The organism is Sinomonas atrocyanea (genome assembly GCF_001577305.1).
GTDB classification, from domain to species: domain Bacteria; phylum Actinomycetota; class Actinomycetes; order Actinomycetales; family Micrococcaceae; genus Sinomonas; species Sinomonas atrocyanea.
Genome location: NZ_CP014518.1, coordinates 558806 through 570017 on the forward strand (window position 1 = coordinate 558806; position 11212 = coordinate 570017).

11 protein-coding genes are annotated in these 11212 nt (G+C 70.3%); 5 read left to right on the top strand and 6 right to left on the bottom strand.

The window, feature by feature from the left end; genetic code table 11:
• Nucleotides 1-56 precede the first annotated feature (56 nt).
• Nucleotides 57-695, bottom strand: coding sequence for a class I SAM-dependent methyltransferase (locus SA2016_RS02700; protein WP_066494998.1), 639 nt, complete (start codon nucleotides 693-695; stop codon nucleotides 57-59).
• Between the two features lie 121 nt (nucleotides 696-816).
• Here SA2016_RS02700 and SA2016_RS02705 point away from each other — a divergent pair, with 121 nt between their 5' ends.
• Together SA2016_RS02705 and SA2016_RS02710 are read left to right on the top strand one after the other, a co-directional pair.
• Nucleotides 817-1005, top strand: a complete 189-nt coding sequence (locus SA2016_RS02705) for a DUF1918 domain-containing protein (RefSeq protein WP_066494999.1) — start codon at nucleotides 817-819, stop codon at nucleotides 1003-1005.
• Nucleotides 1006-1007: 2 nt separating this feature from the next.
• Complete coding sequence (locus tag SA2016_RS02710; RefSeq protein ID WP_141305700.1) at nucleotides 1008-2102, top strand: baeRF2 domain-containing protein; 1095 nt, start codon at nucleotides 1008-1010, stop codon at nucleotides 2100-2102.
• Between the two features lie 98 nt (nucleotides 2103-2200).
• On the opposite strand, the gene SA2016_RS02715 is transcribed toward SA2016_RS02710, so the two are convergent.
• Complete coding sequence (locus SA2016_RS02715) at nucleotides 2201-2941, bottom strand: DsbA family oxidoreductase (RefSeq protein ID WP_066495002.1); 741 nt, start codon at nucleotides 2939-2941, stop codon at nucleotides 2201-2203.
• A gap of 143 nt (nucleotides 2942-3084) precedes the next feature.
• On the opposite strand from SA2016_RS02715, the gene SA2016_RS02720 reads away from it, so the two are divergent.
• Complete coding sequence (locus SA2016_RS02720) at nucleotides 3085-3579, top strand: hypothetical protein (RefSeq protein WP_066495005.1); 495 nt, start codon at nucleotides 3085-3087, stop codon at nucleotides 3577-3579.
• A gap of 165 nt (nucleotides 3580-3744) precedes the next feature.
• Here the strand turns inward: SA2016_RS02720 and aceB are convergent, their stop codons facing one another.
• The gene (aceB, locus tag SA2016_RS02725; protein WP_084249245.1) at nucleotides 3745-5427 is read right to left on the bottom strand and encodes a malate synthase A; all 1683 of its coding nucleotides are present in this window, start codon (nucleotides 5425-5427) and stop codon (nucleotides 3745-3747) included.
• Between the two features lie 75 nt (nucleotides 5428-5502).
• A complete protein-coding gene (gene aceA, locus SA2016_RS02730; protein WP_066495011.1) occupies nucleotides 5503-6837 on the bottom strand; it encodes an isocitrate lyase in 1335 nt (444 codons plus the stop codon).
• Nucleotides 6838-6933: 96 nt separating this feature from the next.
• On the opposite strand from aceA, the gene SA2016_RS02735 reads away from it, so the two are divergent.
• Complete coding sequence (locus SA2016_RS02735) at nucleotides 6934-8469, top strand: helix-turn-helix transcriptional regulator (RefSeq protein ID WP_066495013.1); 1536 nt, start codon at nucleotides 6934-6936, stop codon at nucleotides 8467-8469.
• 118 nt (nucleotides 8470-8587) lie between these two features.
• A complete protein-coding gene (locus SA2016_RS02740) occupies nucleotides 8588-9562 on the top strand; it encodes an IS481 family transposase (RefSeq protein ID WP_066495015.1) in 975 nt (324 codons plus the stop codon).
• Nucleotides 9563-9572: 10 nt separating this feature from the next.
• Here SA2016_RS02740 and SA2016_RS02745 read toward each other — a convergent pair whose 3' ends face one another.
• Both SA2016_RS02745 and SA2016_RS02750 read right to left on the bottom strand, forming a co-directional pair.
• Nucleotides 9573-9839, bottom strand: a complete 267-nt coding sequence (locus SA2016_RS02745) for a hypothetical protein (RefSeq protein WP_066495018.1) — start codon at nucleotides 9837-9839, stop codon at nucleotides 9573-9575.
• Between the two features lie 112 nt (nucleotides 9840-9951).
• On the bottom strand, nucleotides 9952-11154 hold the full coding sequence (locus SA2016_RS02750; protein WP_066495026.1) for a S53 family peptidase: 1203 nt from the start codon (nucleotides 11152-11154) through the stop codon (nucleotides 9952-9954).
• Nucleotides 11155-11212 lie beyond the last annotated feature (58 nt).

Here is an 11212-nt window from a genome sequence, read left to right on the forward strand (position 1 = left end):
TCGGAGGTCGAGAAGGATCATCCCCCTCGAGCCTAAATCAGCATCACGCATGCGTGTTAGTCGCCGGGGCTGCGCCTCGCCTTGAGGATCGCGTCGGTGAGGACGGCCTTCTGTCCCTCGGGGCCGGTCGCCTCGCGGCCCTCGGAGGTGCTCGTCTCGATCGCCCAAAGGTCGGAGCGGAGGCCCAGCGAGGCGGCGAGCTCCTCCGCGGACGGCATGTGCTCGTCGTGGGGGTGGCGCGACCACGGCGGGAAGGCCGTGTGCCCCACCACGAAGAGCAGCCCGCCCGGCGCGACCGCGCGCGTCGCCGCGAGCAGCACGCGCTCGCGGGGGAACTCGACGGGGGAGTGGAGGAAGGAGGCCGTCACGAGGTCGTAGGCCTCCTCCGGCTCCCACTCGGCGAGGTCGCGGGCGAGCCAGGTGATCCGATCGGCGACGCCGGCCTCCTCCGCGTGCTCGGCGGCGCGGCCGAGGGCGACGGCCGAGACGTCCACTCCGGTGACAGTCCACCCCCGCTCGGCAAGCCAGATGGCGTCGGCACCCTCGCCGCAGCCGAGGTCGATCGCCCTGCCCGGCGCCACAGCACCCACCTCGCGCACGAGGGCACCGTTGGGCTTCCCGCTCCACACCCGCTGCCGCTCTGCATAGAACTCGTCCCAGAACTCGGATGGCCCGGGCTTGTGCTCGCTGTCCATCCACCACTCCTATCCGGCCGCCGCCCCGATGCGCAAGGGGCCTTCCGCGGCAGAAGGGTCTCTCGGCCCTTCCTCGCCCTCCAGTGCGCTCCGTACCCTTCCGGGAAGGAGGTGATCCGCCGTGAACGCAGTGCAAGGGGATCGGATCGTCATCCGTGGCCGGACCGTGGAATCGAAGGACCGGCACGGGGAAATCATCGAAGTCAGAGGCGCCAACGGCCAGCCGCCGTACCTCGTCCGTTTCGACGATGGCCACGAGACCGTGGTCTTCCCGGGCGGCGACTTCTCGGTCGAGAAGGTGGGTGGGTGACCATGCTGTCCTTGAAGAGCCTCGCCGAGACGCTCCGCGAGCCCGGCCCCTGGTGCACCGTCCACGCGGAGGTCAGCACCGGGACGGTGGCCACGCACGAGGCCACCGAGGTGCTCGCGAACAACGTCTCACGTGCGGTCACCGAGGCCGGCGGCTCGGACGCCGACGCGCGGGCGGCCGAGCAGCTTCAGTGGGCAGCCATCGGTGAGCCCGGGCCGGTCTCGCGGTTCGTGCTCATCCGCAACGGCCAGGTCGTGGTCAACGAGCTGCTTCCGGGCGCCCCCGGGCGCCCGGTCGTCGAGGTCGGTCCGATCCCCGATCTGCTGCCGCTCGCCGAGGTCCAGAACACCGATGTCGAGTACCTGCTCGTGCAGGCGGAGCGCGCCGATGCGGAGATCGGCCGTTACCGGGCGTCCGCGCGGTCGGCCCTCGGCAGCGAGGAACTCCACGGGGAGACCGAGAACCTCACGAAGGTCCCCCTCGGCGGCTACTCCCAGGGCAAGTACCAGCACCGCACCGAGGAGGTCTGGCGGCGCAACGGCGCCGACGTCGCCGCCGAGGTCAACCGCCTTGTCGAGGAGGGCGGGGTGCAGCTGGTGGTCCTGGCAGGCGACGAGCGCGCGCGGCTCATGGTGCAGGAGGCGCTGAGTGAGCGCGCGGCCGGTCTCGCCCAGGCCGTGGACATGAATTCCTCTGCCCCCGGAGCAGACCAGGAGCGGTTCGCCGAGGAGGTCGACGCGGTGGTCGCGGAAACGGCCGGCCGCCGTGCACAGGATGCGCTCACACGGGTCGCGGACGGGATCGGGCGGAGCTCGGCCGGGGGCTGGGCGGAGACCGTCAACGCGCTGCGCGAGGCGCGGGTCGGAACCCTGGTCCTCTGCCCGGAGGCGATCCAGGGCAAGAGCCTGCTCGCTCTGGGCGCGGAACCGTGGATCGCCGAGTCGGAGGACGGCGCCGTCGGCGCACCGCCGCTCGGCGAGGCCGACGCGGCCGCGGCCCTGCTCCGCGCCGCCGTCCTGACCAACGCGGACACCGTCCTCGTGCCTTCCGGCGCGCTCGACGGCGGATCCGCCGCCGCTGCGCTCCTGCGCTGGTAGGGCGCCGCCGGCACGCCGCCCGCGCCGGTAGCCCGGCGGCGCGGGCGGCGCCTCCGCGGGCTGTGTCTACGAGCAGCGGGCCCTACGCGCAGCGGCCCCTACGCGCAGCCGTCGGGGCCGCACGTGGCGCCGTCGAGCCCGTCGCCGTCCGTGCCGGCGGCCGCGGGGCTGACCATCACGAGGGGATTCGCCTCGCGCCATGCCGTCTCGAGGGCCTGCGCGAACAGCTCCGGCGGCTGGGCGCCGGAGACGCCGTACTTGTTGTCGAGGACGAAGAAGGGCACGCCCTGGATGCCGAGCATCTGGGCCTGGCGGATGTCCGCGGCCACCGAGGCGCGGTACGTTCCGGCGTCGAGCGCGGCGGCGATCTCGTCGGCGTCGAGCCCTGCTGCCGTCCCGATCCGGAGGAGGACCTCGCGGGATCCGATGTCCTCCCCGTGCTCGAAGTGGGCCGAGAGCAGCGACTCCTTGACGGCGTCGGCCCTCCCGTGGGCGCCCTCGGCGTCCTTGGCCTTGGCGAGGTGGAGCAGCTCGTGCCCCGAGTGCGAATTCGCCACGACGATGCGGCCGAAGTCGTACTGCAGCCCTTCCTGCGCCGCGACCTGCGTGACCTGGTCGAACATCTCGGCCACGCGGTCGGCCGGTATGCCCTTGCGCTCGGAGAGGTACTCGAGCTCGGTGCCGTCGTAGTGGTCGGGGAGGGTCGGGTCGAGCTGATAGCTGTGCCACGTCACGGTGACCTGGTCCCCGTGGGGGAAGCCGGAGAGGGCAGTCTCGAAGCGGCGCTTGCCGATGAAGCACCACGGGCAGGCGATGTCGGACCAGATGTCAACGTTCATATCCTGTGCAAGTCCGCCGCCGGTGCCGCTATTCCTGCCGGGCCGCCGGACCCTTGCGGACTTCTTCTACGAGGCGTAGAAAGAAGGTGCCGGGAACCCCGGATCCGCCGGGATCTCCGGTCCAGAGGGACGAGGTGGGAGCGATGACGACGCTCACCAGGAACTGGGCATTCCGGATCGCCGGGGGCGCGGGGCTCGTCGCTTTCGGGCTCTTCGCAGCGGTCTTCTTCGTCCCCCCGGACGTGGAGAAGGCCTGGGTCTACACGATCGGGTTCATGGTCGCCGTGCTCGCCGTGCTCCTCGCGGCCGCCTCCCGGCTCTCCGCGACCCACAGCAGGCTGGGCGTCAGGCCCCGCACGCGGCTCGGGTGGTGGGCGGTGGGGCTCGCCGCAGTCGGCCTCGTCCTCGCGGTCGCGCTGCCGGCCACGCTGATGCAGCTCGCGGCCACGATCGAAGGTCCGATGGTCGCCGCCTCCAATGTCGTGGTCCTCGGCTTCTTGGCCGCGATCGCGGCGGGCGTGGTGGGCGCGGTCGCGTGGTTCCGCCGGGCCGAGCGGTCCGTGCTCGTGCTGCTGACGATGCTCCCGGCGCTGTTCGCGCTCTACTTCCTCATCGGCGAATTCGTCTTCCCGCACTAGCCCCGGCCCGCCGACGTCAGGGAAGGGTTGAGGGGCCGGCCCCTGCGCAGCACCACTACGCAGGGCGGCCCCTCAACGGGTTTCCCGGTGCCCCCGCCCCCGTCCTTCGGGGTGCCTGTTGCGATTGAAGCGTGCGGGGTCCGGGAAGTCTTCGGACGGTGGCGGCTAGACCGCCGCGAACTGGCGCTCGGGCAGGCCGGCCTCGTACTCGTCCTCCTTGCCCGCCGTCTCGCACAGGTAGCGCGCGTAGGCGGGCATGGTCAGGAAGGTGGGGAACTCGGCGCCGAGGGCCACCTCGCCGAACAGCTCGCGGGCGTCGCGGAAGCGGTCGCCGTCGAAGCGCTCGAGCTTGTGGAACTCCTCGTCGAGCAGCTCCTCGACCCACTCGCGGCTCACGATCTCGCCCTGGTCCGTGATGGCGCGGGCGTAGATCCACTGCCAGATCTGCGAGCGGGAGATCTCGGCCGTCGCCGCGTCCTCCATGAGGCCCTGGATCGCCACGGCGCCGTTGCCCCGCAGCCACGTCTCGATGTAGCGGATGCCCACCTCGATGTTGTTGCGGATGCCCTCTTCCGTGATCGTGCCGCGGCACGTGCTCAGGTCGATGAGGGCGCGGTCGTCCGGGACGACGTCCTCGCGGAGCCGGTCGAGCTGGTTGGGCTTCTCGCCCAGCACGCTGTCGAACGCGTCGCGCACCACCGAGACGAACTCCGGGTGCGCCACCCACGCGCCGTCGAACCCGTCCTCGGCGTCGCGCAGCTTGTCCGCGCGGGTCGCCAGGAGGGCCTCGGCGTTGGCCGCGGGGTCGCGCCGGCTCGGGACGAACGCCGCCGGGCCGCCGATCGCCATGGCGCCGCGGCGGTGGCAGGCCCGCACGAGCTGCTCGGTGTAGGCGCGCATGAACGGCTGGGCCATGGTCACCTGGTCCCGGTCCGGGAGCACGAAGCGCGGCCCGCGGGTCCGGAAGTTCTTGATGATCGAGAAGATGTAGTCCCACCGGCCGGCGTTGAGTCCGGCGGCGTGGTCGCGGAGCTCCCAGAGGATCTCCTCCATCTCGAACGCCGCCGTGATCGTCTCGATGAGCACGGTGGCCCGGATGGTGCCCTGCGGGATGCCGAGCAGGTCCTGGGCGAGGACGAAGACGTCGTTCCACAGGCGTGCCTCGAGCCGGTTCTCGATCTTCGGCAGGTAGAAGTACGGGCCGTGGCCGAGGGCGATGAGCCGGGCCGCGTTGTGGAAGAAGTACAGGCCGAAGTCCATGATGCCGCCGGCCACCGGCTTGCCGTCCACGAGCATGTTCTTCTCGGGCAGGTGCAGGCCGCGGGGACGCAGCACCGTGGTGGGCCGCTCCTCGAACGGCCTGAGCCGGTACTCCTTGCGGGTCGGGCCCTGGCCGGTGGTGAAGTCGATCCCGCCGCGCAGCGCGTCCAGGAGGTTGATCTGGCCCTGGATCAGGTTGCGCCAGGACGGCGTGAGGGAGTCCTCCATGTCGGCCAGCCACACGTTGGCGCCCGAGTTGAGCGCATGCACGGTCGACTTCCGGTCCACCGGCCCCGTGATCTCGACCCGGCGGTCCCTCAGGCCGGGGGCCGGCGGCGCGACGCGCCAGTTCGGGTCGTTGCGGATCTCCTCCGTCTCCCGGAGGAACCGGGGGTCTCCGCCGCGGGCGATCTCGGCGCGGCGCGCGTGGCGCGCCTCGAGGAGCTCCTGGCGGCGCTCGGCCGTGGCGCGGTGCAGGCGGGCGACGAACTCGAGGGCGTCCGGGGTGAGGATCTCCCGCTGCCGCGCGATGGGCTGGGCGGTGATCGTCACGCCGTTGATCGTGGTCTCAGTGCTGAAGCTGTTCATGGCGGTCTCCTGGTGGTGTACGACGGCGGTGGGCCGGGCAGCGCGTGCCGGCCCACCCGCCGTCGTGCATGCCTGCTAGTGGAACTGGCCCTCTTCGGTGGATCCCACGAGGGCGAGGGTGCTGGCGTTCGGGTTCAGCGCCGTGGAGACCAGATCGAAGTAGCCGGTGCCCACTTCGCGCTGGTGCTTGGTTGCGGTGTAGCCGCGGTCTTCGGAGGCGAACTCGCGCTCCTGGAGGTCGACGTACGCGCTCATGCCGTTGCGTGCGTAGCCGTGGGCGAGGTCGAACATCGAGTAGTTGAGGGCGTGGAAGCCGGCGAGGGTGATGAACTGGAACTTGAAGCCCATAGCGCCCAGCTCGCGCTGGAACTTGGCGATCGTGTCGTCGTCCAGGTGCTTCTTCCAGTTGAAGGACGGCGAGCAGTTGTACGCGAGCATCTGGTCCGGGAACTCGGCCTTGACCGCCTCGGCGAACTTGCGGGCGAGCGCCAGGTCCGGGGTGCCGGTCTCCATCCAGATGAGGTCGGAGTACGGGGCGTAGGCCTTGGCCCGGGCGATGCACGGCTCGACGCCGTTCTGGACCCGGTAGAAGCCCTCGGCCGTGCGCACCGGCTGTCCGCCTTCGCGGAGGATGAACTCCTGGTCGCGCTCGTCGACGTCGGTGGTGATCAGGGTCGCGGCCTCGGCGTCGGTGCGGGCGATGATGACGCTCGGCACGCCGGCAACGTCGGCGGCGAGCCGAGCAGCATTGAGGGTGCGGATGTGCTGCTGGGTCGGGATGAGGACCTTGCCGCCGAGGTGGCCGCACTTCTTCTCGGACGCGAGCTGGTCCTCCCAGTGAACGCCGGCCGCGCCGGCCTGGATCATGGACTTCATGAGCTCGTAGGCGTTCAGCGGGCCGCCGAAGCCGGCCTCGGCGTCGGCCACGATCGGCACCATCCAGTCCTCGACGCTCTGCTTGCCCTCGGAGAACTCGATCTGGTCCGCGCGCTGCAGGGCGTTGTTGATGCGGCGCACCACGGCGGGGACGGAGTTGGCGGGGTAGAGCGACTGGTCGGGGTAGGTGTTGCCCGAGAGGTTCGCGTCCGCGGCGACCTGCCAGCCCGAGAGGTAGATGGCCTTCAGGCCGGCCTTGACCTGCTGGACGGCCTGGTTGCCGGTGAGGGCGCCGAGCGCGTTGATGTAGCTCGTGCCGTCCTCGCGGCCGTCGGTCACGGCCTTCCACAGCTTCTCGGCGCCGCGGCGGGCGAGGGTGTGCTCCTCGGGGACGCGGCCGCGGAGGCGGATGACGTCCTCAGCGGTGTAGTCGCGCTGGATGCCCTCCCAGCGGGGGTCGGCGGACCACTCGAGCTTGAGGGCCTCGGCCTGCTGCCCGAGGGACTGGTTCTGGGGCTCGAACTCTGCGGTCATGGCGGGTCTCCTTCGACTCGGTGCCTGATGGCTTCTTCGTGAGAACAACTTTTCCGTCTCTGCAAGCCCTCCAACAGAGAAAAGTGCTGGAAAGAAATGCAGATCTTCACGTATTCTCAAGAAATGCCGCGTACGACGCCGTCCGCCCCCGCCCGCTCCTCGTGGAGCCGCCCCGCCGGGCCTCCTCCCGATGCCCAGAGCAGCGGGATCGACGTCATCAGCCTCGGCCGCAGGATCAGGCACCTGCGGAAGGCGGCCGGGCTCACGCTCGAGGAGCTCGGCGCGGCGGCGGGGGCTGCGGCGAGCCAGCTGAGCCTCATCGAGAACGGCAAGCGCGAGCCCAAGCTCAGCCTGCTGACGCAGCTCGCGGGGGCGCTCGGGGTGGGGGTCGATGCCCTGCTCGGGACCGAGCCGCCCACCCGTCGCGCGGCCCTGGAGATCGAACTCGAGCGCTACCAGCGCAGCCCGCTCTACGAGAACCTGAACCTGCCGAAGATCCGCATCACGTCGCGGCTTCCACTCGATGTGCTGGAGTCCCAGCTGGGTCTGCTGCGCGAGCTCGAGCGCAAGATGAACGAGCAGGTCGCCACTCCGGAGGAGGCGCGGCGAGCGAACGGCGAACTGCGCCGGATGATGCGGGAGCGGGGCAACTACTTCCCCGAGTACGAGGCCGAGGCGCAGAAGGTCCTCGCCCAGGTGGGCTACACGTCAGGCCCCCTGAGCCAGCACACGATCTCGGACATCGCGACCCACCTCGGGTTCACGCTCTACCACGTGGGCGACCTGCCCCATTCGACCCGCAGCGTGACCGATCTGAAGAACCGCAGGATTTACCTCACCCACAACCAGCGCTCGGACCACGATCCCCGCTCCGTGCTCCTGCAGGCGCTCGGCCACTACGTCCTCGGCCACGGGACGCCGCAGTCCTACGGGGACTTCCTCGCCCAGCGCGTGGCGACGAACTACTTCGCGGCGGCCCTCCTGCTGCCCGAGCAGACCACGGTCGACTTCCTCCAGCGGGCCAAGACGGCCAAGGAGATCTCCGTCGACGACCTCCGCGACGCGTTCTCCGTGAGCTACGAGACCGCCGCCCACCGGTTCACGAACCTCGCCACCCAGCATCTCGGCCTCACGACGCACTTCCAGAAGACGCACCAGTCCGGGATCATCTACAAGGCCTACGAGAACGACGGCGTGAACTTCCCCATGGACCACACCGGGGCGATCGAGGGCCAGCCCTCGTGCAGGGCCTGGACGAGCCGCGCCGTGTTCGAGGTGCCGGACAAGTTCAGCTCCTACAGCCAGTACACCGACACGGTCACCGGCACCTTCTGGTGCACCGCCCGGACGGAGCGGAGCGCGAGCGGAGAGTTCTCGCTCAGCATCGGCGTCCCGTACCACCACGTGAAGTGGTTCCGCGGCAGGGAGACGACGGCGCGCGCGGTCTCACGCTGCCCCGATCCGGACTGCTGCCGCCGCCCGCCCGCCGAACTCAGCGAGCACTGGGCCGGCAACGCGTGGCCCTCGGCCCGGGCCCACTCTCACCTGCTGGCGGCCATGCCGCCCGGCGCGTTCCCCGGTGTCGACGAGACCGAGGTGTACTCATTCCTCGAGGCGCACTCGGGCAGCTAGCTGTACCCGGCTAGCTGTACCCGGTCAGGACGTTGGTGGCGGCGAGCCTGGTTGAACAAGGGAGAACCTCCGGGTGGGATGTGGCTTGTCTAAGGCCCACTCCAACCCGGAGGTTCTCATGTCCCACCGTAATGCCCGCCTGACCGTCCATGGCCGAAAGCTGATCGTCGACCGGCACCGGGCCGGATGGAAGACGGCCCACATTGCCGCCGCGATGGGCGTCTCCCGCAAGTGCGTGAAGACCTGGATCGACCGGCACCGGGCCGAGGGCGAGGCCGGCCTGGAAACCCGCTCCTCACGTCCGCACTCGATGCCCACCCGGACCGCGCCCGAGGTCGAGCAGCAGGTCCTCGCCGCCCGGGCCGAGCACCGGCAGGGTCCCGACGTGCTCGGGGCGAAACTCGGCGTCCCGGCCAGGACTGTGTCGCGGATCCTGCGCCGGCACGGCGTGCCGCGCCTGCGCGAGTGCGATCCGATGACCGGGGAGGTGATCCGTTCCTCGAAGCAGACCGCGGTCCGCTACGAGCGTCAGCGGCCCGGCGAGCTGGTGCATATGGATGTGAAGAAGATCGGGCGCATCCCCGACGGCGGCGGCTGGCGCGCACTCGGCAGGGAAGCGACCGTGGACCACAAGCACAAGAAGACACTGATCGGCTACGACTACGTCCACTCGCTGGTCGATGACCACTCCCGGCTGGCCTACTCCGAGATCCTCCCGGACGAGAAGGGCCCCACCTGCGCCGGCTTCCTCGAACGCGCCGCGGCCTACTTCGCGGCCAAGGGCATCGCCCGGATCGAGCGGCTCATGACCGACAACGCCTTCGCCTACCGCTACTCCAACGACCTCAAGGGCGTCTGCGCCGCACTGGAGATCAGACAGAAGTTTATCCGCCCCCACTGCCCCTGGCAGAACGGCAAAGTCGAAAGACTCAACCGCACCCTGGCCACGGAGTGGGCCTACCGCCAGGCGTTCACCAGCAACGAGCAGCGGACAGCAGCCCTTGCGCCCTGGATCGAGCACTACAACACTGAACGCTGTCACAGCGCACTCGGAGGCAAACCCCCGACCAGCCGACTGCAACCAACCTGCTGACCGGGTACAGCTAGCCCGGGAAGGGCGCGGCCGGGATGTCCGGCCTGCCGTCATGGTCCTGGTCGCCGTAGGCCCGCATCGCGATGCGCTCGGCGAGCTCCTCGTTCATCTCGTAGGGCGGCACCTGGCGGAACGCGTGGACCTCGCGCCTGGGGCGGCGCTTCGCGGCCGCACTCTGGGGGACGGCGTTCTCGGTGACCGTGCTCTCGACGGCTGCGCCCTCCGCGCTGGCCGTCGGTTCCTGCGCAGCAGGTCCGTGCTTCTTGAAAAGGCCCATGATGTCCTCCCCGGCGACGGTGGTTGTGGATCAACTCGCTCCTTCACGATACGCCCAAAGCTTGGGGAACCCAGGGAGCCGCCTGCGCATTCAGCGGTCTGGCGGCGGCCGTTCAGAAGCCGCCGACGCCGTTGGGCGTCCCGAGGCCGGTGGGGCCGTCCCAGCCCGTTCCCGCAGTGCACCACTGGGACGGCGAACACGCGCCGTTCGACCCCGTCGTCACGTCGAAGAGGCTTGAGGTGTTGGAGTACGGGATCCAGTTGGCGGGCGTGGAGGGAGAGCCGGTGTTGCCGCTGAGCGCGAAGACGGAGGCGATGATCGGCGAGGCCTCGCTCGTGCCGCCCAGCTGACTCCACGTCGACTTGGCAGCCGAGGTCGGGTAGTAGACGGCGAGGCCGCCATTGGTCGGATCAGACACGGCAGAGACGTCGTTCATGGCGCGCCCCGCGCAGCCGGTGTTGACGGCAGACGCCGGCGGCAGGGCCGCGTTGAGGCTCGAGCAGCCGGAACCCGTGCCCTTCCAGGCCGTCTCGCTCCAGCCCCTGGGGTTGGCGGCCTGCACGAGCGAGGTCCCGCCGACCCCGACGACGTAGCTCGAGGACGCCGGGTAGTAGGCGCCGTTGTAGCCCCAGTCGCCGGCGCTCGCCGTGACGGCAAGGCCGGGATGGCTGTAGTACTTCCCGTAGGTCGAGTCGGGCGCGTCGTAGAACGCGTAGGAATTGGAGATGGCAACGACTCCGGGCATCTGCGCAGCGGTCTGGACGGCGGTGCCGAGGGCGGTGAGGCTCTGTGCGCTGGCCTGGAACACCGCGATCCTGCAGTCCGGGCAGGCCGCGGAGACAGCGTCCACGTCGAGGGCCTGCTCCTGCGCCCACCCGAGGTCGAAGCGGGGCAGCTTTGTCCCGCCGGATTGGTTCCGGATCGTCAGGCAGCCGTTCGCCGTCGAGCATTCGGGGAGCCCGAACTGCTTCCGGTACACCGCGAGGTCCCGCTCCAGGTTCGGATAGCCGTACGCGTCCACAATGGCCACGGTCCGGCCGCCGCTCGCGGTGCCGTCGAGGCCGTAGGCGTCCTTCAGCTGTGAGGGGACCAACGCCGTTGACGGCGGCCCGGAGGCACTCGTGATGGGCGTCCCGGTCCGGTCCAGCGCCTGGCGGGCCGTGCAGGCAGCCTCGTAGGATCCGTTCCGGGGGGCCGGACAGACTGGGCGCGAATGGTCCGGCGCAGGAGGCGCCCCGGGTGCGCCCCAGGCCGGTGACGCGGCCGCGCCGGCGATGAGCAGGCCTGTGAGCAGCGACGCGACGATCTTCCTCATGGGGGGACCCCTTCCAGGCGACGAGACGGGTCTATCAGACGCCCAGAAGGGGGCGCTA